Annotated in this window: 17 protein-coding genes and 2 pseudogenes; 12 read left to right on the forward strand and 7 right to left on the reverse strand. The window is 71.5% G+C overall.

Annotated elements, in window-relative coordinates:
* Positions 1-14: 14 nt before the first annotated feature.
* The 4 genes and pseudogenes from ACYVGT_RS04775 to ACYVGT_RS04790 all read left to right on the forward strand — a co-directional run.
* Positions 15-443 (forward strand): annotated as a pseudogene (locus ACYVGT_RS04775) (ISAs1 family transposase); the annotation flags it as partial.
* A 216-nt stretch (positions 444-659) separates the two neighbouring features.
* Positions 660-1808, forward strand: coding sequence for a glutathione-independent formaldehyde dehydrogenase (locus ACYVGT_RS04780; protein ID WP_460855173.1), 1149 nt, complete (start codon positions 660-662; stop codon positions 1806-1808).
* 439 nt (positions 1809-2247) lie between these two features.
* On the forward strand, positions 2248-2616 hold the full coding sequence (locus ACYVGT_RS04785; RefSeq protein ID WP_460855326.1) for a hypothetical protein: 369 nt from the start codon (positions 2248-2250) through the stop codon (positions 2614-2616).
* Between the two features lie 176 nt (positions 2617-2792).
* A complete protein-coding gene (locus ACYVGT_RS04790) occupies positions 2793-3101 on the forward strand; it encodes a putative quinol monooxygenase (protein WP_083917893.1) in 309 nt (102 codons plus the stop codon).
* Between the two features lie 975 nt (positions 3102-4076).
* Here the strand turns inward: ACYVGT_RS04790 and ACYVGT_RS04795 are convergent.
* A pseudogene (locus ACYVGT_RS04795) lies at positions 4077-7003 on the reverse strand (Tn3 family transposase).
* A 244-nt stretch (positions 7004-7247) separates the two neighbouring features.
* Here ACYVGT_RS04795 and ACYVGT_RS04800 point away from each other — a divergent pair.
* The 5 genes from ACYVGT_RS04800 (at position 7248) to ACYVGT_RS04820 (ending at position 11824) form a co-directional block, all read left to right on the forward strand.
* Complete coding sequence (locus ACYVGT_RS04800; RefSeq protein ID WP_460855174.1) at positions 7248-8066, forward strand: SDR family NAD(P)-dependent oxidoreductase; 819 nt, start codon at positions 7248-7250, stop codon at positions 8064-8066.
* A gap of 100 nt (positions 8067-8166) precedes the next feature.
* Positions 8167-8973, forward strand: coding sequence for an exodeoxyribonuclease III (locus tag ACYVGT_RS04805; RefSeq protein ID WP_460855327.1), 807 nt, complete (start codon positions 8167-8169; stop codon positions 8971-8973).
* Between the two features lie 69 nt (positions 8974-9042).
* On the forward strand, positions 9043-9825 hold the full coding sequence (locus ACYVGT_RS04810; RefSeq protein WP_460855175.1) for an alpha/beta fold hydrolase: 783 nt from the start codon (positions 9043-9045) through the stop codon (positions 9823-9825).
* 135 nt (positions 9826-9960) lie between these two features.
* The gene (locus ACYVGT_RS04815; protein ID WP_460855176.1) at positions 9961-10209 is read left to right on the forward strand and encodes a hypothetical protein; all 249 of its coding nucleotides are present in this window, start codon (positions 9961-9963) and stop codon (positions 10207-10209) included.
* Between the two features lie 235 nt (positions 10210-10444).
* On the forward strand, positions 10445-11824 hold the full coding sequence (locus ACYVGT_RS04820) for an amino acid permease (RefSeq protein WP_460855328.1): 1380 nt from the start codon (positions 10445-10447) through the stop codon (positions 11822-11824).
* A gap of 153 nt (positions 11825-11977) precedes the next feature.
* Here ACYVGT_RS04820 and ACYVGT_RS04825 read toward each other — a convergent pair whose 3' ends face one another.
* The 3 genes from ACYVGT_RS04825 to ACYVGT_RS04835 all read right to left on the reverse strand — a co-directional run bounded on the left by ACYVGT_RS04825 (position 11978) and on the right by ACYVGT_RS04835 (position 15467).
* Positions 11978-12910, reverse strand: a complete 933-nt coding sequence (locus ACYVGT_RS04825) for an EamA family transporter (RefSeq protein ID WP_460855177.1) — start codon at positions 12908-12910, stop codon at positions 11978-11980.
* An 80-nt stretch (positions 12911-12990) separates the two neighbouring features.
* Entirely contained in the window at positions 12991-14355 is a 1365-nt protein-coding gene (locus ACYVGT_RS04830) for a hypothetical protein (protein WP_460855178.1), read from the reverse strand.
* Positions 14356-14624: 269 nt separating this feature from the next.
* Positions 14625-15467 (reverse strand): alpha/beta fold hydrolase, encoded by an 843-nt coding sequence (locus ACYVGT_RS04835; protein WP_460855179.1) that lies wholly within the window; start codon positions 15465-15467, stop codon positions 14625-14627.
* Between the two features lie 60 nt (positions 15468-15527).
* Here ACYVGT_RS04835 and ACYVGT_RS04840 point away from each other — a divergent pair, with 60 nt between their 5' ends.
* From ACYVGT_RS04840 to ACYVGT_RS04850, 3 genes are all read left to right on the forward strand, one after another.
* Positions 15528-16085 carry a CGNR zinc finger domain-containing protein gene (locus ACYVGT_RS04840; RefSeq protein WP_460855180.1) on the forward strand — a complete coding sequence of 186 codons (558 nt, stop codon included), beginning with the start codon at positions 15528-15530 and terminating at the stop codon, positions 16083-16085.
* A 92-nt stretch (positions 16086-16177) separates the two neighbouring features.
* Positions 16178-16816 carry a TetR/AcrR family transcriptional regulator gene (locus ACYVGT_RS04845; protein WP_460855181.1) on the forward strand — a complete coding sequence of 213 codons (639 nt, stop codon included), beginning with the start codon at positions 16178-16180 and terminating at the stop codon, positions 16814-16816.
* 46 nt (positions 16817-16862) lie between these two features.
* On the forward strand, positions 16863-17501 hold the full coding sequence (locus ACYVGT_RS04850; protein ID WP_460855182.1) for a GNAT family N-acetyltransferase: 639 nt from the start codon (positions 16863-16865) through the stop codon (positions 17499-17501).
* A gap of 33 nt (positions 17502-17534) precedes the next feature.
* On the opposite strand, the gene ACYVGT_RS04855 is transcribed toward ACYVGT_RS04850, so the two are convergent.
* Genes ACYVGT_RS04855 through nirB form a run of 3 tightly spaced genes read right to left on the reverse strand, consistent with a single transcriptional unit; the run spans position 17535 to position 21676 of the window.
* Positions 17535-18719 (reverse strand): uroporphyrinogen-III synthase, encoded by a 1185-nt coding sequence (locus ACYVGT_RS04855; protein WP_460855183.1) that lies wholly within the window; start codon positions 18717-18719, stop codon positions 17535-17537.
* A 33-nt stretch (positions 18720-18752) separates the two neighbouring features.
* Positions 18753-19133, reverse strand: coding sequence for a nitrite reductase small subunit NirD (gene nirD / locus ACYVGT_RS04860; RefSeq protein WP_460855184.1), 381 nt, complete (start codon positions 19131-19133; stop codon positions 18753-18755).
* 56 nt (positions 19134-19189) lie between these two features.
* Positions 19190-21676: a nitrite reductase large subunit NirB gene (nirB, locus tag ACYVGT_RS04865; protein ID WP_460855185.1), complete on the reverse strand. Its 2487-nt coding sequence runs from the start codon at positions 21674-21676 to the stop codon at positions 19190-19192.
* Positions 21677-21903: the final 227 nt, after the last annotated feature.

Consider the following 21903-nt stretch of genomic DNA (forward strand, 5'->3'; position numbering starts at 1 on the left):
ACCGGGCCGAGACCGAGCGCGGGCACGGACGGGCCGAAAGGCGCACGGTCAAGGTCGTTACCGCACCCCGGATCACTTCCCCGCACGTGGCGCAGGTGCTGCGGGTACACCGGTGGGTCAAAGAGTTGGCCACCGGTGATGTGCGGCGCACCTACGCCTATGTCGTGACGAGTTTGCCCGCTGAGCGGGCCGATGCTGCCCGGTTGGCGGGCCTGGTGCGGGGCCATTGGCGGATCGAGGTGCTGCACCATGTGCGGGACGTGAGCTTTGGTGAGGACGCCTCGCGGGTGCGGTGCGGGCACGGACCGCAGAACATGGCGATGCTGCGCAATCTGGCGATCCCGCTGCTGAGCGAGTTGGGGATGAGCGGCATCCCCGAGGCCACGCGGTGGGTGTCCTACGAGACCTTCACGCGCCCTCTCGAGCTTCTCCAGATCCCCTGACCAGCACGGGTGCAGCCCTCATCCGACTTTGCAACAGCCCTGTGGTGGACCCGGTGTCCGGGCTCTTGTGGCGGTCAGTCACTGAACCTTGACGTGTTTTGTCCGAACCACGCGCGTAATGCTGTTTCGTCCTGGTGCTAGGAGAGCAGGGTCCGAAGCAGGGGCAGGCAGCCCCGCCAGCCCGATTCCGTCCCGCACCCATTCTTGGAGAAGATCATGAAGGCTCTTGTGTACAACGGATCCCGCGACGTATCCGTCAAAGAGGTGCCGGACGCCAGGATCGAGCGTCCCACCGACGTGCTCGTGCGCATCACCGCCACCAACATCTGCGGTTCCGACCTGCACATGTACGAAGGACGCACCGACCTGGAGCCCGGCAAGGTCCTCGGACACGAGAACCTGGGCGTGGTCACCGAGATCGGTGACGGCGTCGAGCGCGTCAAGGTCGGCGATCACGTGTGCCTGCCCTTCAACATCGGCTGCGGGTTCTGCCGCAACTGTGAGAGCGGCATGCCCTCCTACTGCCTGACCGCGAACCCCGACTCCGACATGGCCGGGGCCGCCTACGGCTTCGCCGGGATGGGCCCCTTCTCGGGCGGGCAGGCCGAGTACCTGCGCGTGCCGTTCGGGGACTTCAACTGCCTGCGGCTGCCCGAGGACGCGGCAGAGAAGGAGGACGACTACGTCATGGTCGCCGACATCTTCCCCACCGGCTGGCACGCTACCCGCCTGGCCGGGCTCAAGCCGGGTGAGTCCTGCGTGGTCTACGGCGCGGGTCCGGTCGGCCTGATGGCGGCATATTCGGCGCTGCTGCAGGGGGCGTCCCAGGTGATGGTGGTCGACCGCCATCCCGACCGGCTGCGCCTGGTGGAGCGGATGGGGGCGATCCCCGTCGACGACTCCAAGGGCGACCCGGTCGAGCAGGTCCTCAACCTCACCGACGGCCGGCGTGCGGACTGCGGATGTGAGTGTGTCGGCTACCAGGCCCACGACCATCTCGGTGTCGAGCACCCTGAGCTGACCATGAACAACCTGGTGAAGTCGGTGAAGTTCACCGGCGGCATCGGTGTCGTAGGCATCTTCCTGCCCTCCGACCCCGGAGCTTCGGACGAGATGTCCCGCAACGGCCGGCTCGACTTCGAGATGGGGACGTTCTGGTTCCAGGGGCAGAGGATCGGTACCGGCCAGGCGCCGGTGAAGGCCTACAACCGGCAGCTGCGCGACATGATCCACCAGGACCGCGCGAAGCCGTCCTTCATCGTCTCCCACGACTTGCCGTTGCAGAGGGCGCCGGAGGCCTACGAGCACTTCGACAACCGCGAGGACGGCTGGACCAAGGTGGTACTCAAGCCCGCCATGGCGTGAGCGGCGCCGCTGTCGGCCCGTGGGTCCGTGGGTCGGTGGGTCCGTCAGGGCCCGTCGACCACGGAGCCGACACCACGCGGGCCCGAAGGAGCTTAGGTTCTAACGGTGGTAGCCGTCTCAGCTGGGGATCGGCTTACGGCACTCGCGGCGCGACCGTGTGGCGGTGATCGCCCGAGACGCAGCGTCGGCCCGGCTCACCGACAGCGGTCAGAGTCCCCCTCGTCCGGCCGCACAGCCCTTGACCCCACCCGCCTTGGGCTCGTGCTCGATGGGGTGAACACCGTGGGCACGCGGCCACGCCTGCACGGCCCGTCGATCCGCGCTAACCGCCCTCGGCGGGTGGTTTCGACCCGGCCTGACCGGGCAACTCTGTGGTTATCCCACACTATGAGGAGGCGCGATTCCCATTGCAGAAGAGCTGCGCGGCCGACGGGTCGCGATCTTGGCCACTGACGGTGTCGAGCAGGTCGAACTGACCCAGCCCCGCGAGGCGGTGGAGCAGGCCGGGGCGCAGGTGACGCTGCTGTCGATCCACACCGGAGAGATCCAGTCGATGAACGCTGACATCGACAAGGGCGATACCTTCACCGTCGACCGGCTGGTCTCCTCCGTTCGGTTCACCGGCGGCATCGGCACCGTCGGGGTGTTCATCCCCCAGGACCCGGGCGGGCCGGACGAGCTGTCCCAGCAGGGCAAGGTCCGCTTCGACTTCGGCAACTTCTGGTTCAAGGGTCAGCAGATGGGCACCGGGCAGGCCCCGATCAAGCGCTACAACCGCCACCTGCGCAACCTCATCGCCGCCGACTAGGTCACCCCCTCCTGGATCGTGTCCCACAACCTGCCGCTGGAGAAAGCCCCGGACGCCTACAAGCACTTCGACGCCCGCGAAGACGGCTGGACCAAGGTCGTCCTCAACCCCGGCACGGCGGCGTGACTTGTCCGCCGCGGCTTTGAACAGCACCCGTTTGAGTAGGAGGCCAGAGCATGGCTGAATCGGTGACCGTCGGGCTCCTCGTCCGGATCGAGGCGCTACCGGGCCACGAGAAAGAGGTCGAAGACTTCCTGCAGCAGGGGCTCGGCATCGTGGAGCAGGAGCCCAACACGGTGCGGTGGTTCGCCATCCGCTTCGGGCCCTCGTCGTTCGGGATCTACGACGCCTTTCCCGACGACTCCGGCCGCCAAGCCCACCTCTCGGGCCAGGTCGCCCAAGCCCTCGCCGACAACACCGGCACCCTGTTCGCCCAGCCCACCATCGAACCGGTGGACGTAATCGCCGAGAAACCACCGAGCTGATCACCGAACGGGCGACTCGGGGTGATGGTGGGGTCCGAGTAGGAACGGAACGGTGAGTACCGGCAACTGTCACATCTGTTGACACCCGTGGCGGGGCGCGCCACGCTACCGGCATGGACAGTGACGCGGTGGCCTTCGTCAGAGCCGAACAGGTCCCCGCTGGAGCCGCCGTTGACGCCCAGGTACCAGCGGAAGGTTCCGGACTCGACGCCGGTGAAGGTGGCGGCTTCGCCGTCGCAGTCCAAGCCGTAGACGCTGCCTACCTCATCCCACCCGTACCAGACGTCCTGCTCCAGGCGGATGTAGAAGGTCCCGAGGCCGGGGTCGCAGTTGGTGATTGAGTCGACCGTGATGGTGTGCGTGCCAGAGTCGGTCGCGGTGTAGTTGCGGGAGAACACGACGCCGTCAAACTCAGCATCCCAGGAGAAGTATCCCGTCATGAGCTGGCTCGAGAAGGTGGAGCCGTCCTCATAGGTGAGCGTCGTGGTGTCGCCGGCGGTCTCCACGTCGGCCACCTATGAGGCCTGCGGCTCCGGGACCTCAGCGGCCAGGGCCGAGGCGGAGGGAACGAGGCTGAAGGCCAGAGCGGCGGCTCCGGTCGTGGCGATGACACGGGAGGTGACGCGCATCAAAAAGCATCCTCTACACAAGGGGGAATGATCGGACGATACTCACCTTTACCGTCATGCTGCACAGCAACCACCCGGGGCCACATTTGGCCACAGCAAACACAGCTGCCCCTGCTCAAAGATCCTAAGGCTTGGTATCGAACGGATGAGGGCCATGATCCTCTTCCTTGGCATCAACTCATCTGTTAAAGCCCTTTTGATGTCCTGGTGACCTCGCTCATGAAAGGAGTATTGCCGCTTGAGCTGGGAAAATGGCATACCAGAGCGCCCGGGAAGACCGCCAACCGCACACGTAAAAACCAGACGTGGTGCCATTTTCCTGCTTGTCGGTGTCAATGCCAGATCCTCACACGGCCAGGTCCAGGCGTTTGTCCATGTCTAGGTCGAACCGGCCGTAGGGGTTAATGTGGGTCCAGAACAGCGGGTTGAGCGCCCGCCGGTCCTCGGGAGTGAGCCGCCCCGCCCAGGCCGGGTCTTCCAACACCCGTTGCAGGAGCAGGGTGTTGACGTAGACCAGCGCGGACTGGAGCAGGTGCAGGCACAGCATGGAGATCTCGGCGTGCTCGCGATCGCCTCCGGTGAGCACGCCCTCCTTGCCATAGAAGAACTTGTCGTTGGCGCCGTTCCAGTTCTCCACCACCTCCAGGCCGCCGTGGATCTCCCTGCGCAGTGCCTCGTCGGCCAGGTAGTCGCAGGCGAAGATGGTGCGCACCGCCCGGCCGAGTTCTTCGATGGCCTGATAGACGGGGTTCTTGGGGCCGCCGCCCTTGGTGAAGCGGCGCAAGACCTGCTCGGTGTCGGCCGTGCCCAACCTCAGGGCGGTGGCGTAGGCGACCATCTGGTCGTAGTTGCGCTCGATCAGCGCCCAGTCGATGGGCCGGTTCTTGACCACCCGCTCCAGGCGCGGCCAGGTGGCCGGGCCGGTGTCGGGGCTGTACAGGCGCACCGCGCCGATGTTCTTCAACCGCGGCAGTAGCTTGAACCCGAGCAGCTCGGTGAAGGCGAACCCCACAATGCTGGCGCCGTGGGTGTCGGTGTAGTTGGCCTGAACGTCGGCGTCGGTGCAGTGGCGCAGGACCCCTTCGATCATCGCCGCGACCTCGGAGGAGGAGCACGACTTGAGCTGGGAGTAGATGCAGGCCCGGCCCTTGTCGACGTGCCAGTAGATCATCACCCCATGCCCGCCGTAGCGGGCGTGGAACTCCGTCATCAGGTTCGACTCCCAGGACCCGAACCGTTTGGAGTCCGACGCGGTCGTGGTCGCGGTGCCCCACCAGGTGGCATCGCGGGCGGCGAAGGTCTCATTCACCACGGTCGCGATCGCGCGGCGCAGGTTGTCGCGGGTGATGTGGCTGGCGCGGGTACGGCGCAGCGCCCCCTCGTCCTCGCCGTGGTCGCCGGTGGCGATCATCTGCTTGATGCCCATGTTGGTACCCAGCGCGAACAGGCACAGCAACAACCGGCGGTGCAACGTCGCTTTCGGGATGGCCTCGCGGGTGGCCACCGAGGCGAACTCGGAGCAGAACCCGGTGAGCAGGGCGGTGTCCTTGAGGATGTCGAGCAGGTCGATGGTGCCCCACCGCCTGAGCACCTCAGCCTTGAGCGCTCCCAGGTTCTGCGGCTCGGGCAGTGGTTCCAGCTTCGGGACACTGATCCAGGGCTGGCCTTTGCGGGTCACGATCCGCACCCCGCCGGTAGTGCCCTCCGACATCGCGGTGTTCAGCCGGTCCAGGGCCGCTCGCATCCGGGTGCGTACCCCGTCCACGAACGCGTTCGGCTCCAGGGGCTTGTTCAACGCGGCGTAGTGCACGTCCCGGTTGTCGGCGAAGTCACCGGGCAGATCGGTGTCAGGATCGCGCCACTTCCCCGCGCCCTGAACGTAGATCTCGCGGCGGCGCAGGGCCTCGCGCAGCGCGATGAGCACGCACAGCTCATAGGGGATGCGCTCCACCCGCCCCGAAGCCTGGTCGGTGACCGCTTCGTGCCAGGCCTTGGGCACCACGCCCTCGATCGGCACGTGCTCGGCGGTCCCGTAGAACTTCTCGGAGCGGTCGACGTCGGTGTAGCGGCCCAGTAGCTCGATGGCCTCCATCACCGGCCGGTAGGCGGTGTTGTTGCAGGCAAACGACAACGCGGCCAACAAGGGGGAGAGCATACGCCGATAGTGGTGGGAGTAGGAGCCACGCAGCTGGTAGCGCACCCGCTCAGCCATCGCCTTCTCCGTGGCCATCAACTCCCGCGCGAGCTTGCGCAGCGTCTTCTCCCCACCCGGAACCGCGCCGAAGATCACCTCGGCCACCGTCCCGCCCGGCTCGGCCAGGGAGGCGTCCACCATCCGGCGCAAGATGCCCTTCTTGCCCGGCACCGCGCTCAACTCCCCGATCAGCTCCTTCTCCACCCGCTTCTCCGCGCGGGCGTTGATCCGGTGGATGAGCCGGATCAGCAGCTCTACCAGGGAGTCGATCAGCTCGGCCTGACGGGTCCAGCACAACGCGGCCAGCAGGGTGTAGCGCACCGCCGGGGCGCATTCGGCGAAGTCGGAGGGGTACATCCGCGCCGCACGCGAGCGCCAGGCGGCCACGATCTTCTCCGACACGCCCCCGAACGGCTCGTCCGGTAGGCCCAGGGCCTGCACGGTCTTGAGCTTGTCGACCTCCTCCAGCAGGGTCTCCAACCCCAGCGGCCCCGGGTCGGACTTCACAGCCCCCAGCACGCCCTCGGTACCCAGCACCTTGGACTCAGCCGATCGCAGATCCCCGGGCCCAGGCGGGTCATCACGCTGGTGGTGAAGGCCTCCTCGAACCGGCGCACCCCCGAGGCCACGATCCGCTCGATCTGCCCGGGGCGCGGGGGTTCGATCTTCAGGGTGAGGCACCGGCGCTGAACGGCTTGGGCGAGTTCATCACGGCCGGCTTCCACCGGGCACACCTGGTCGGCCAACCAGTCGGCGAGTTGGTTCTCTTCGTCCTCGGTGGCCGCGTGGGTGCCGTAGGTGTCACGGATCTGGCGGCGGTGCCGCCCTGGAACTCGCGTGTTCCAGGGGTACTTGCCGAACAGGGTCGGCTCCACGCCCACCTGGTCGGCGACGAAGGGTGCCGCCGCCGCCGGGATCTCCTCGGCGTAGGAGGGGAAGCGGCCCTCGATCTGAAAGAACTTGAGCTTGAGCGCGAACCCGAGCCGGGTAGCGCCGCTCTTGTTGCTCAGCAGCTTGCGGTCGCCCTCTTCCAGGGTCCACTCATCGACGAGCTGTTCAGGGGTCCAGTCCTGGCGCATGAAGGTGCTCCGCGATCGTGTGCGGTCAGTCGACAGCGCACACGATGGCGGACAGGTGCTGGGTTACCGGGGAGTTCGTCTGATCCGTGATCTCGAACTGGACTTTAAGTTACTTACGGGTTACTTGTCCTGTTGCCGGGCCTTCGGGAGAACTGGGCCCCCTAGGCTCACATCGAAACGAGACGGACCGTATTGGTCGGCGGGAGGCAGCGCCGCCGGCAGCCCTGCAGCAGAAGGAGCCCCCATGGCCCATCCCCGCACCTGGTTCATCACCGGCGCCTCCCGCGGCCTGGGCCGCGCCTTCACCGAGGCCGCCCTGGCCGCCGGCGACCGCGTCGTCGCCGCCGCCCGCAACCCCGCGCCGCTGGACAGCCTCGCCGAGCGCCACCCCGGCCAGCTGCGGCCCCTGGCCCTGGACGTGTCCGACCGCCAGGGCGTTTTCGGCGGCGTGGAGGAGGCGGCGGCCGCCTTCGGCGGGCTCGACATCGTCGTCAACAACGCCGGCGCCATGCTCTACGGCATGGTGGAGGAGTCCACGGAGGCGCAGATCCGCGCCCACCTGGACGTCAACTTCTTCGGCGCCGTGTGGGTGGCCCAGGCCGCCCTCCCCCACCTGCGTGCGAGCAAGGGCCGGCTCCTCCAGGTCACGTCCATGGGCAGCGGCGGCGGCATGGCCACCGTCGGCTTCTACGGTGCGGGCAAGGCCGCGCTGGACTCGGTCAGCGAGGCCCTGGCGATGGAGGTCGCCGGGCTGGGCGTGAAGGTGACCGTCGTGCAGATGGGGGGCTACACCACCGGCCTGTTCTCCGCGGGTATGACCATGACCGAACCGCTGGAGCACTACCGCCCGCTGCGCACCGAGATGGAGCAGATGTGGGGTGAGGAGGCCGGGCCCGGGCCGGAGACGGCGGCGCCGGTGATCATGGAGCTGGTGGGGTTGGAGGATCCGCCGCGGCGGCTGATCGTGGGCAGCCAGTCCTTCGACCACGTCCTGGAGTCCGACCTCGAGACGGCGCAGCTGTACCGGGACTGGGAGCGGCTCAGCAGGCGCGCCCCGGGCTGATCGCTGCCCCGCTCCCGAGCCGCCGGCCCAGGCCCCGAGGCGGGGCCGGCCGGCGGCTCCGCGCGGTGCATGGCGCGGCCGTAGGGTTGCCTCCGTGTCTCTGACGATTTCGACGGTCAATGTGAACGGGCTGCGCGCTGCGGCCCGCAAGGGGTTTGCGGAGTGGCTGGCGGGGTGCTCGGCCGACGTGGTGTGCCTGCAGGAGGTGCGGGCGGAACCTGAGCAGCTGCCCGCGGCGGTGGCCGATCCGGCGGGCTGGCATGTGTCCGTGGCGCCGTCGCGGGTGCGCGGCCGCTCGGGGGTGGCGGTGTATAGCCGTACCGGGCCCGATGCGGTGCGCGTCGGCTTCGGGGACAGCGGCGCGGCGGCGGAGTTCGCCGGCGCGGGCCGCTATCTGGAGGCCGACCTCGGCCGGGTGTCGGTGGGCAGCCTGTACCTGCCCTCGGGTGAGGTGGGGACGGAGCGCCAGGCCGAGAAGGAGCGGTTCATGGCGGCGTTCGGCGACTACCTGGTGCGGCGCAGGGCCGAGGTGGAGGCGCAGGGCCGGTCGCTGCTGGTGTGCGGGGACTTCAACATCGCCCACCGCGAGGCCGACCTGAAGAACTGGCGCGGCAATCGGAAGAACTCGGGGTTCCTGCCCGAGGAGCGCGCGTGGCTGTCCCGGGTGTTCGGCGAGGTGGGGCTGGTGGACGTGGTGCGCGCGCTGCACCCGGACGCCGAGGGCCCGTACTCGTGGTGGTCCTATCGCGGCCGGGCCTTCGACAATGATGCGGGGTGGCGGATCGACTACCACGCGGCGACGGCGGAGCTGGCGCGGTCCGCGGTGCGCGCGGAGGTGGAGCGGGCGGCCTCCTACGACCAGCGGTGGTCCGACCACGCGCCGGTGACGGCGGTCTACGCGCTCTGAGGGGCTGCGCAGGGCGGGTGTGCTATTCGTGTGGGGTCTGCGGGCCATCGGATCGGACGGGAGCCGTTGATGAGTGTGGGCGTGGTGCTGGTGCACGGCCTGCGGGTGTCGTCGTCGATGTGGCGCCCCCAGGTGGCGGAGCTGGGTGAGCGGGGGCGCCTCGTGGTGGCGCCGGACCTGCCCGGCCACGGTGGGCGGCGCGGCGAGGTGTTCTCGCTGGGGTCGGCGGTGGATGCGGTGCTGGAGGCGGCCGACGCGGTGGGCGGGCGGCCGCTGCTGGTGGGGTTGAGCCTGGGCGGGTTCGTGTCGATCGCGGCGGCCGCGGCGGCGCCGGAGAGGATCGGCGGTCTGGTGGCGGCGAGCTGTACGGCGCGGCCGGCGCAGTCGCTGGCGCACGTGTACCGGATTCCGGCGGCGCTGCTGGATGTGCTGCCGGACAAGGGTGCGGCGGTCAACGAGCGGTTCCACCGGATGACGCTGCCGGGTGAGGGGGCCGAGGCGGTGCTGGGCGGCGGGCTGGCGATGGAGGCGGCGCGCAAGGTGATTGACGAGATCGCCGACTTGGACGTGCTGGGGGCGCTGTCGTCGTATCCGGGTCCGGTGTGGCTGGTGAACGGCGCCCGGGACCATTTCCGGATCCATGAGAAGCGGTTTCTGGATGTGTGCGCGCAGGGCCGGCTGCTCAATATCCCCCGGGCCGGGCACATGGTGAGCCTGGACCAGCCGCACAACTTCGGGCGGATCGTGGCCGATGCGGCCGACGTGGTGGAGCTGCAGGAGATGCGGGCGGCCCGGCGGCGCCGGGAGGGGCGCTCCGCAGTGGAGGCCGACGGAGCGTCGGGCGCTTCCTGAGGGGGTGGGCCGTGCAGGTGCGGATCGGGGCGAATCGCGGGTGCGGGCGGTTCCGGGCCGCTACCGTCGGTCGCAGTGGCCGCAGTGTCGCAAGGGCCGGTGGCGGCCTGCTGCGGGCCGGTGGAGGAATCGGTGATGGGAGCGCGCGAAGAGCTGGTGGCCGCGCTGGATGCGGGGCGTATCGCGGATGCGCGGGCATTTGTGGCGGTGCGTCCGCTGTGGCGGGACGGCCGGGTTGCGTGGCCGGCGGGTCGGGTGCGCCAGCACATGCTGTTCGCTCGCGACGTGCTGCGTGCGGCGGCCTGTGACGGGCTGCTGAGCGAGGAGGAGGCGCGGGCGGCGCTGGAGCTGTGCGCGCCGGAGGAGGACGGCGGCGCCGAGTGAGGCGTTCCGGTACCGGTGTCCGGTTGGCGCGGGTGTCGGTGACTTCGGCCACTTCGGGGGTGCGCTGCGGCGCTCTGGGGCCCGCGGCGTTGGGTGATCGGCGCTATACGGCGTAGCCTTTGCGCTCGTGACCTCGCACGATGGGGCCCTTTCGGATGGGCCGGACAAGCAAGACTCCCCCGCGGCTGCCGCGCCGCAGCCCCCGCGCCTGGCGCAGTCGCTGCGCCGGCGCCATATGTCGATGATCGCGATCGGCGGCTCGGTCGGTGCCGGGCTGTTCATCGGCTCGGGGGCGGTGATCAATTCGGCCGGGCCGGCGGCGATCGTCTCCTATGCGCTGGCCGGCGCGCTGGTGCTGCTGACGCTGCGGGCGCTGGGTGAGATGGTGGTGGCGCGGCCGGCGACGGGTTCGTTCTCCGACTATGCGCGGCTGGCGCTGGGGCCGCGGGCCGGTTTCGCCATCGGCTGGATGTACTGGTGGATGTATGCGGTGCTGGTGGCGGCCGAGGCGGTGGCCGGTGCGGCGATCCTGGCGAACTGGGTGCCGCTGGACGGGTGGCTGCTGTCGCTGCTGCTGCTGGTGGCGATGACGGCGGCGAACCTGATCTCGGTGCGCGTGTTCGGTGAGACGGAGTCGCTGTTCTCGCTGGTCAAGGTCGCCACGATCGTGGGTTTTCTGATCCTGGGCGGGCTGTATGCGCTGGGGCTGTGGCCCGGTGGCGGCGGCGCGACGCTGGCGAACCTGTGGGAGCACGGCGGGTTTGCGCCCAATGGCTGGCTGGCGGTGCTGGCCGCGACGGTGGTGGTGCTGTTCTCCTTCGGCGGCGTGGAGATCGTGACGATCGCGGCCGGGGAGAGTGCCGAGCCCGAGCACAACGTGGCCCGCGCCACGACCAATGTGCTGTGGCGGATCGGGCTGTTCTACATCGCCTCCATCCTGGTGGTGGTGGCGGTGGTGCCGTGGGATACCGCGGAGCTGCTGAAGAGCCCGTTCGTGACGGTGATGGAGACGGTGGGGGTGCCGGCGGCGCCGCTGATCATGGAGATCGTGGTGTTCATCGCGGTGCTGAGCGTGCTGAACGCGGCGATGTACACCTCCTCGCGGATGCTGCATGTGCTGACGCTGCAGGGCGATGCTCCGCACGGCCTGGCGGGGGTGAGCCGGCGCGGGGTGCCGGTGCGCGCGATCCTGCTGGGTACCGTGGTGGGCTATGCGTCGGTGATCGCGAACTACCTGTGGGCCGAGGAGGTCTTCGGGTTCCTGGTGGCCTCGATCGGCGCGATCCTGCTGGTGCTGTTCATTACGATCGTGGCCTCGCAGGTGGTGCTGGGGCGGCGGCTGCGGCGGGAGGACCCGGAGTCGGTGCGGTTCCGCATGTGGGGCTTTCCGTGGCTGTCCTGGGTGACGCTGGCCGGCCTGGTATCGGTGCTGGTGGCGATGGCGTTCCTGCCGGATCAGCGGCCGCCGCTGCTGGCGACGCTGGGGTCGCTGTTCGTGGCGCTGGTGGCCTATGAGGTGCGGCGGCGCTGGGGGCGGGTGCCGGTGTCGCGCACGCCGCTGTACCTGCGTGAGCGCGCTCAGGGTGATGGCCGGGCCGGGGAGGCCGAGCGCTAGGGAGTGGCGGCGCCGGCCGGCGGCCCGTGAGCGGGCGCCGGCGGCGCAGTACCCGGTTCGTGTGTGCGGCCGGCCCCGGGATGCGGGGCCGGCCGTTCTGCTGTGCTCCACTCCCCCGTCCGCTGAGGGGCGGCCGGTGTGTGTCCGAGCGGTTCAGGTCGGGGCGGGCTCGGGGTGGCGGTCCGGTTTCTCGGGGACGGCGCGCTGGGCCAGGTAGGCGCCGGCGATGATGACGGCGGCGCCCAGGCTCTGCACGGGGGTGAGGGCTTCGCCGAGCAGCAGCCAGGCCAGGGCGATGGCGGTGACGACTTCGAGGTAGGCCACCGGTCCGGCGACCGTCGGCGACAGCCGGCGGATGGCGGCGATGCCGGTGGCATAGGCCAGGGCGGTGGTGACGGCGGCCAGCCAGACCACCAGTAGCGCCGCGGGCAGTTCGGCCCCGCCCAGGGTCGCGGAGCCGGCGAGGGCGGGCCAGGGCAGGGTCCAGGGCGCGGCGATCGGGGTGAGGAGCAGTGCTGCGGTGAGGCAGCCGTAGGAGACCAGCGCCATCGGGTCGACGTCGGCGGATGCGGCGTCGGAGAGCAGGAAGTAGGCGGCCTGGCAGGCGGCGGCTCCGAGCGCGAGGGCCAGGCCGGGGCCGTCGAGGCGGATGCCGGCCCAGGCTTCGACGAGGAAGGCCAGGCCGATGAGGGCGAGCAGGACGCCCCAGGCGGCCGAGCGGGGTACCCGGCGGCGCCGCACGAAGCGGACCCAGCCCAGGACGAGGACGGGGCCGAGGAACTCGATGAGCAGGGCGACGCCGACGGGGATGCGGGCGATTGCGGCGAAGTAGAAGCCCTGCACGCCGGCCATCGGGAAGACGCCGTAGGCCAGCAGCAGTGCCGGGTGGGTGCGCAGGGCCCTGCGGTGGCGCACGGCCAGCGGCGCGAGGATGAGGGCGGCCCCGGCCACTCGGAGCCAGGTGACGTGCAGGGGGTCGACGCCGGCGTCCAGCAGCGGCCGGGCGGCCGGTCCGGATCCGCCGAACGCCAGGGCGGAGGCGACGGCGAAGGCCAGTCCGCGCGCGCGGTCGCGCTGCTCAGCCACGGCGCACCGGTCCGCTGGCGAGGGGGATGTCGTGCATGGGCGCGACCTTACCGGGGGCCGCCGCGGCGCGGCGGAGCGGGTCAGCGGCGGTGTGCGGCGGGGCGGAACAGCGTCGCGCCGGGCTTGGGACGCGGCCCGGTCGCAGTGCGCGGTGACGGGGCGCGCGAACCGGGACGGGTGGTGTGCCGCGGTGTGTCTGCCGCGCTGATGCCGACGACGCTGCCCCAGGGCGGGCCGGGGGCGATGGTTGTGCCGGCTGCGGTGGTGCGGCCGGCGACCAGCTTGTCCAGGTGGACCGCGCAGGGGATCCAGAGCAGCTCGGCGATGGAAGTGCGCCCCTTGGCGCGCGGGGCGCCGCGGTCGGGCAGGAAGCCGGTGGCACGCAGGGTTTCGATTTTGCGGAGCGCGTGGCGGGCCCAGTCGGGTGAACCGGGCGGACCGAGCTTCGAGAGGGCTGCGGGCACGGCGGCGGTCTCCGGGGCCGGGCAGCGGCCCTTGCCGCCCGTGGCGAACCCGCTCGGTGCCCGTCCGGCGCGCTTGTCCTCGCTGGTGGGGAGAAGGCGGAGGCCGACGTCAGGGAGCGTGGTGCCCGCCGCAGTGTCCCAGCGCCGCACGTGGGAGAGGTCGGCGGCGAAATCCTGTCCTTGGCGCTGCCGGTACTCCTTGAGGAAGCGCTCCACGGCCGGTTCCCCGTAGGTGTCTCGAATGAGTTCAAGCGCTCCCGGCTGCCACGTGACGACTCCGAGGACGATGCTGTCGACGGGAACCGGGGACATGCGCGTCGTTTGCAGCACCAGGGGGAAGTTGTGCAGGAGCGCCGAGGCGAAGTCGCCGACCGATGTGGGGAGGCGGGCTGCGGGGTCGCGTTCGGCCTCCTGCGCTGTCATCGCGCCCCACGCGCCCATGACCCGTTCTGCGGCGAAGAGCATGTTGAGGAACTGCTGCCGGCCGAACCGCTGCATGTCGGTGAACAGGCTCTGGCCCTCCCCTGCGCCCATGGCCCGCCGGAATTCCATCTGGGCTGCTCTGATCGGATAGTAGGGGTGCTTCGGATTCTCCAGGTGCGGCCCGGACGAGGGCTGGTAGATCTCGAAAAACGCCGAATCGAACATTCCCACGAGGTGTTGCATGTACCTCGTCTGGTCCGACCGGTGAGGGCCTGGGTTCCTCTTGGGGTCGAAAGGGGAATCCGCTCCCGGAACAGTGAGATCTACGCGCTGGTCGAGGCGGACGCGCGGGTCCGAAGGGAAGAGTTCTTCCACAGTGCTGGCAAACACGCGCCAGTAGATCGGCTCGGCAAGGAGGGTGGTGAAGGCATTGTTCACGACCCGGAACCGGTCCGCGTCGCTGAGGCCGTGAGTCAGCTCGGCCAATTGCTCCGACCGCAGCACGTCGCGGACACGCTCGGGCTCATGGCGTGCCGGTTCGAAGGCGTTCCACTCCACGGGGCCCGACATTGAGTACTGCTTCTCCCTTCGGCTCGACCTTCGGGCCGCGGCAGGGAGGTCAGGGCGGGGTGCTGCGCGGCGCAAACGACGTCGGGGGCGGAACGCTACCGCCCGTTCGCGGCGGGAGTGCCGGTGCACGGCGGCGGAAGCGAAGAGCGAAGTGTTTGTTGTCGGGCCCTGTCTGGCCGCGCCACCCCTGGAGGGGCGGCCCCGCCACTGGACCAACTGCCGGGGCCGGCATGGAGCCGGGACCGCGGCTCTGGGTGTCAGTCGGCGAAGAAGCCGCTGAGTAGCGCTGCGAGGCGGCCGGGGGCGTCCTGCTGGACCAGGTGGCCGGCGCCGGGGAGCAGGTGGAGGCGGGCGCCGGGGATGCGGGCGGCCAGTTCGGCGCCGCGTTCGTGCGGGATCCAGGTGTCTTCTTCGCCCCGCACGATCGTGACCGGCAGGTCGAGTTCGCTCAGGCGCTGCTCGGCGGCGTCGGTGTGGCTCTGGTCGGCTTGGGCGATCTGGCGGTAGAACGCGGCCTGGCCCTGCTCGCCAGTCCACGGCTTGATCAGTGCCGCGCGAAGGTCGGGGTGGACTCTGCGGTGGGAGGCGCCGTCGATGTAGGCGCCGACTGCGGCCTCGTGCATCTGCGCCGGCAGTGCGCCCAGGACGTCGGCGTGCTGCTGGACGAGGCGGTAGAAGGGGCTGCCCCAGGGGCGCAGGGCGACCGGGTCGATGAGGGCGAGGCGGCGGAGGGGCGTCCCTTCGAGCAGGGCGGTGCGCAGGGCGAGGGCGCCTCCGATGTCGTGTGCGGCGACGGCGGGCGTGTCCAGTTCCCAGTGCTGCAGGAGTTCGGCGAGGACGCGCTGCTGGGCGGGCAGGGAGACGTCCTGGCCGTCGTACTGGGCGGAGTGGCCGTAGCCCGGCATGTCGTAGAGGTAGACGGTGTGGCGGGCGGCGAGTGCGGCGGCGGTCTCGTGCCACACCAGGGAGGAGAAGGGGGTGCCGTGCAGGAGGACGACTGGGCTGCCGGAGCCGTGCCGGCTCCAGGCGACGTCGCCGTGGGAGGAGCGGAAGTGTTCGCGGGGCGGGGTGCCGAGGCCATCGGTCGTTACCGTCTTCATGTCGATGACGGTAACAAGCTCGGTTACCGCAAGACAACCCAAGGGGGTAACGTCTTCGGTATGGCCTACGACCGACCGCCCGCTCCGGACGACCTGGCGCCGGTGGAGTCCTTCTGCGACTCGGCGCGCTTCCTCTACGGCGAAGACGCCTTCGCCGACCTCCCCGCGGCCCGCTCCTGGCTCCGCCGCCAGGGGCATCGTGCGGCCGCCGAGGCCCTGGACGGCGCGGGACTGGAGCTGCTCACCGAGGTGCGCGAGGCAATCCGCGGACACCTGGAGGGCAGCGCGGCCGCGCGCGGCCGGCTGGGTTCGGCAGCCGCCGAACTGCTCGGCGCCCCGCGCTGGACCCCCGACGGGGCAGTGGACCACCCGGTGTCCGGCGCCGATCCGGTCCGCGCCCTGGCCGGAGCGGTCCTGGCCGCCCTGGCCGCCGCCGAGTTCGCGGGGCGCCGCGGCCGGCTCAAGGCCTGCCGCGCCCCCGAATGCCGCTGGGTCTTCTACGACCGCTCCCCCGCCAACAACGCCAGCTGGTGCAGCATGGACATCTGCGGCGCCCGGAGCAAGATGCGCAGCTACCGCTCCCGCCGCGGCCCCCGCGCCGCGGACCGCTCCGACTGACCCGCCCGGCCCTCTCCCGGCAGCCCTTGCCGCCCGGCAGCACGGGTTTGGCCAACTGGCCAAGGCGCATGGCCAATTGCTAGCGTGGACGCATGGAGGACCCGGAGGCGAAGCCGCCGCGCCAGCAGATCAGCGCCGATCAGCGGCGCGAGCGCCTGCTCGCGGCCGCGCTGCGAGTGATGAAGCGGGACGGAACCGCGGCGGCGACCACGCGCGCCATCTGCGCAGAGGCGGGCATGCCGCACGGAGCCTTCCACTACTGCTTCCGCTCCAAGAGCGAGCTCTATGCGGAGCTGCTCGCCAGCGACATCGATATCGACCTGGACGCCGTGTGGCCGGAGATCTCCCCGGGAGGCGAGGCGCAGGAGAGCATCGGCGCAGTGCTGCTCGCCTACTGGTCCCAGATCGAGACCGACGCCGACGCCCAGCTCGCCCTCTTCGACCTCGGCGGATTCGCACTCCGCGACCCCGGGCTCCGGTCGCTGCCCGGCCGGGAGTACGGGGTCTCCCTGGACACGGCCACGCGCTACATCCGGCGCCTGGAGCGCGAGGCAGGCCTCTCCTTCCAGCGCGACGCGCGCTCCATCGCCCGCCTCACCGTCGCGGCCCTCAACGGTGTCGCCTGGTCCTGGCTGGCCCACCGCGACAGCGCCGCAGCCCGCGCCGACCTCGCCCAGTTCGCGGAGCTCCTCGCCGCCCTGGCGGAGCCCGCGGACAGCGCACCGCAATGACGCCGCCCACCCGCGGCGCCCCAGCTCTCCGACGACGGGACCCGCCATGGCCGCCACCGACCTCCGCCCCTACCGCGAACGCGACGCCGCACACATCAAGCCCATCCTCGACGAGGCCTTCCATATCCACCGCTACATGCGCAAGGAGCACCTGCTCGACAGCGCCCTGGAGGTCTACCTCCGCGAGCGGCTCCTGGCCAGCACCTTCACCCGGGTCGCCGTGCACGGCGACCGCGTAGTCGGCGTGATCATGGGCCGGGTTCCGGGCCATCCGCGCCTTCCCCACGCCGCCCGGAACACCCTGCGGACCTGGCTGCACTCCGCCAGAATCGCGGCCACGGGGTTCGCCGACCTGCCCTCGCTGGCGCAGTACTTCGCCTTCGGCGGCGTCTACCGGAGACTGCGCAGCAGCACCTCCGCCCCGCTGACCGACGAGCTCACACTCTTCGCGGTCGACTCCTCGGCCCGGGGCACGGGCGTGGGCACGGCGCTGTACCAGGCCTACATCCGGCACCTCCGCGAACACGGGCGGACGGATTTCTACCTCTACACCGACTCGCTGTGCACCTACGGCTTCTACGAGAAGCGCGGGATGGCGCGCGCCGCGTCGGAGGAGATGCGGATCCGGCTGGACGGGCGCCCCGAAAACCTCGGCGTCTACCTGTATGCCGGCCAGGCCCGCTAGCGCCTCTGGCCCGTCTCCCGCGGCAGCACGGCATCAGCCGGGAGCGCCGCCGCCGGCCTCGCCGGGCGCACCGTGCGGTGGCTGCAGCGCGAGCCGGTAGCCGCGCTTGACCACGGTCTGGATCAGGGCCGGGCGGCCCAGCGCGGTGCGCAGCCGCGCCACCGCCGTCTCCACGGCGTGGACGTCGGCGTCGGGGCCCAAGGCCGCCAGCAGCTCGGCGCGCGGACGCACCCGGCCCGGGCGGTCCGCCAGCTCGCGCAGCAGCCGCATCAGGGCCGGGCTGAGCGGGCGCAGCGCGCCGTCGACTTCGGCGGCGCTGCCGCGCAGGCGCAGCGTGTGGCCGGCGACGGGCAGCGCCGGCGTGCGGCGGGGCAGCTCCTCGGCGAGGTGGCGCACCAGCGCGCCGATCCGGCCGCGCGGCGGCCACCGCACCGGCACGCCCTCCTCCTGCAGCGGGCCGGCCGTGACCGGGCCGACGCAGGCCGCCAGCGGCCGCTCTCGGCGCAGCGCGGCGAGCAGCGGCCCGTCGGCGCCGGTTGCGCGGGCGTGCTGCAGCAGCCCGGCGGCCGCGGGAGCGCTGGTGAAGGTCAGGGCGTCGATCTCGCCCGCGGCGGCTGCGGCCGTCAGCCGCTCCAGCGGCGCGGTGTCGTGCGGTGCGGTCCAGCGGTAGACGGGCACGCCGACGACGTCGGCGCCGGCCATGCGCAGCGCGGCGCAGAAGTCGGGCAGCGGTTCGCCGTGCAGCTGGACGGCGATGCGCAGCCCCTGCACACCGCGCTGCAGCAGGTAGTCCAGGAGTTCGGCGGAGGCCTCCGAAGGCGGCGACCACTCCTCGGTCAGCCCGGCGGCGCGCAGCGCCCCGGTCGCCTTGGGGCCGCGCGCCAGCATCCGGCCGGCGCGCAGCGCAGCGCGCAGGTCGTCGGCCAGGCCCCACGTCTCGCACGCTTCCAGCCAGCCGCGGAAACCGATACCGGTGGTGGCGACGGTGATGTCGGCGGGCCGGGCGATGAGGGCGCGGGAGGCGTCGGCCAGGGCCCGGTCGTCGCTGAGCGGAACGATGCGCAGCGCCGGCGCGCACACCACGTCGGCCCCCTTGCGGACCAGCATGGCGGCGAGCTCGTCGGCGCGGCGCGCGGCGGTGACGCCCACGGTGTAGCCGGCCAGCGGCGCCGTGCTGCCGGCGGCGGGCGGCGCGGCGGGCCGGGTGGCGGCGCTCATCGGGACTCCTCGGGGCAGGCGGGCGGTGCGGGGTCAGGCTGGACGGGCGCCGACGCTGACCCAGCCGCCGTGCTCGCGGACGGGGTAGGCGGCCAGGAGCACCGCCGGGTCGTCCAGGCTGGCCCCGGTGCGCAGGGAGAAGCGGTGCTTGAGCATCGGGGAGGCGACGGTGGGCTCGCCGGCGCGGTCGCCGACGATACCGCGGGAGAGCACGGCGGCGCCGGTGAAGGGGTCGATGTTGTCGAGGGCGTACAAGGCGCCGTCGTGGGTGCGGAACAGCGCGGCCTGTCCGCCGTCGGGCAGCAGCACGGCCACCCCGCGCTCGGGCTGGAGGCGCTCGGAGGGGCAGGCCGGCACCCATGCGGTGCCGGCGGGGCGCACTGCGGGGGCGGGTGCGGTGGGTGCGATGGTCACGGCGGGTCCTTTCTCGGTGGGGCGGGGCCGCACTGCGGCGGGAGCCGCGGCCGGGTTCAGCTGCGGGCGGCCAGCGGCATGCCCAGGTCCACCGGTGCGGCGGGGGCGGGCTGGTCGCGCACGGTGGTGAAGGAGACGGTCGGATCGGGCGCTTCGGGCGCATTGGCGAAGGACACGAAGCGGGCCAGCGTGCCGGGGTCCTCCAGCACGCCGCGCCACTCGTCCCGGTAGCCGGCGGCGTGGGCGTCCATGTCGGCCTCCAGGTCGGCGGCGATGCCCAGGGCGTCGTCGACGACGACGGCGCGCACGTGGTCCAGGCCGCCCTCGATCGACTCCAGCCAGGCCGCGGTGCGCTGCAGCCGGTCGGCGGTGCGGATGTAGTACATGAGGAACCGGTCGATGCACGCGGTGAGCGCGGCGTCGTCCAGGTCGGCGGCGAGCAGCCGGGCGTGGCGCGGGGTGAAGCCGCCGTTGCCGCCGACGTAGAGGTTCCAGCCCGTGTCGGTGGCGATCACGCCGACGTCCTTGCTGCGCGCCTCGGCGCATTCGCGGGCGCACCCCGATACGGCGGCCTTGATCTTGTGCGGTGCGCGCAGGCCGCGGTAGCGCAGCTCCAGGCCGATGGCCATGGTGACCGAGTCCTGTACGCCGTAGCGGCACCACGTGGTGCCGACGCAGGATTTCACGGTGCGCAGCGACTTGCCGTAGGCGTGGCCGGATTCGAAGCCGGCCTCGACCAGGCGCGCCCAGATGGCGGGCAGCTGCTCCACCCGGGCGCCGAGCAGGTCGATGCGCTGGCCGCCGGTGATCTTGGTGGCGAGGCCGAAGTCGCGGGCGACCTCGCCGATGGTGATGAGCCGCTGCGGGGTGATCTCGCCGCCGGGGATGCGCGGCACCACCGAGTAGGTGCCGTTGCGCTGGATGTTGGCGAGGAAGTGGTCGTTGGTGTCCTGCAGGGCGGCCTGCTCGCCGGCCAGGATGTGGCCGCCGCCCAGCGAGGCGAGGATGGAGGCCACGGCCGGCTTGCACACGTCGCAGCCGCGGCCGGTGCCGTGGGCGGCGATCAGCTCGGAGAAGGTGGTGATGGCGCTGGTGCGCACGATCTCCATGAGTGCGGCGCGGGAGTGGGCGAAGTGCTCGCACAGGGCGCTGGACTGCTCCACGCCGGCCTCGGCCAGCAGGGTTTTCAGCATCGGCACGCACGAGCCGCAGCTGGTGCCGGCGCCGGTGGCGCCCTTGAGGGCGGCCACGTCGTCGGCGCCGCCGCTGATGGCCGAGCACAGCGCTCCCTTGGTGACGGCGTTGCAGGAGCAGACCTGGGCGTCGTCGGGCAGCGCGCCGGCGCCGGCCGGGTCGCCGTCGGGGGCGATGAGCGCCAGCGGGTCTGCGGGCAGCGTCCGCCCGGCCAGGGGGCGCAGGGCGGCGTAGCGGGAGGCGTCGCCGACCAGGATCCCGCCCAGCAGGGTGGTGGCGTCGTCGGAGACGACGAGCTTGGCGTAGCGCTGGGCTGCGGCGTCGTTGACGGTGACGTCGAGGGCGCCGGCGGTGCGGCCCTGGGCGTCGCCGAAGCTGGCCACGTCCACGCCGAGCAGTTTGAGCTTGGTGGCGCTGTCGGCGCCGGTGAAGGACGCGCTGCCGCCGGCGATCCGGTCGGCTGCGGTGTCGGCCATGGCGGTGGCGGGCGCGAGCAGGCCGTAGACGGTGCCGTCGTGGCTGGCGCATTCGCCGATGGCGTAGATGGCGGGGTCGCTGGTGCGGCAGGCGCCGTCGACGGCTGCGCCGCCGCGCGGACCCAGTTCGAGGCCGGCGTCGCGGGCGAGTTCGTCGCGGGGGCGGATGCCGGCGGAGAACACCACGAGGTCGGCGGCGAGTTCGGCGCCGTCCATGGCCAGCGCGCGGACGCGGCCGCCGGCGCCGGCCAGGACCGCGGTGGTGTCGGCGCCGGTGTGCACGGTGACGCCGAGGTCGCCGACCATGCGGGCCAGCAGCGCGGCGGCGCCCTGGTCGAGCTGGGCGGGCATGAGGTGCGGGGCGCGTTCGACGACGTGGGTGTCCAGGCCCAGCAGGCGCAGCGCGTTGGCGGTTTCCAGGCCGAGCAGGCCGCCGCCGATGACGGCGCCGGTCGTGGCCGAGCGGGCGGAGGCGGTGATGGCGTGCAGGTCGCCGATGGTGCGGTAGGGGTGGCAGCCGGTCAGGTCGGCTCCTGCCAGCGGTGGGATGAACGGCGCCGATCCGGTGGCCAGGACGAGCGCGTCGTAGGCCACGATGTCCCCGGTGGAGGTGGTGACGGTGCGCGCGGCGCGGTCGATGCGCACCGCCCGCTCGCCGGTGCGCACCTGGGCGCGGCCGGACTGGTCGCCCAGCGCCAGGGCGCCCTCCGATGCGCCGTCGAAGAACGACGACAGAGCGACCCGGTCGTAGGCCGGGCGGGGCTCCTCGCCCAGGACCGTGACGGCCCAGCGCCCGGCGGTGTCGGCGGCCGACAGCGTCTCGATGAGGCGGTGGGCGGCCATGCCGTAGCCGAGGACGACGAGTCGTGCCATGGTGCGGGGTTCCCCCTCCGGTACGGCCGTGCGGCGCCCGGTTGGTGCGCTCGCCCTCCAGGTAAGCCGCACCGGGTTTCGCCCGCGTCAGCCGCCGATGACCCCCGCGTTTCGTTGTGCTGTCACTGCTGGTCGGGGCAGGGTGATCCGCGGGGCGGCCGAGCGGCGCTGATTCGGGCTCCTACAAAACCTGGTCGCTGGAAAAGAAAAGCGCGTGGATCTTCAGA

This window comes from Nocardiopsis coralliicola, from assembly GCF_054779695.1.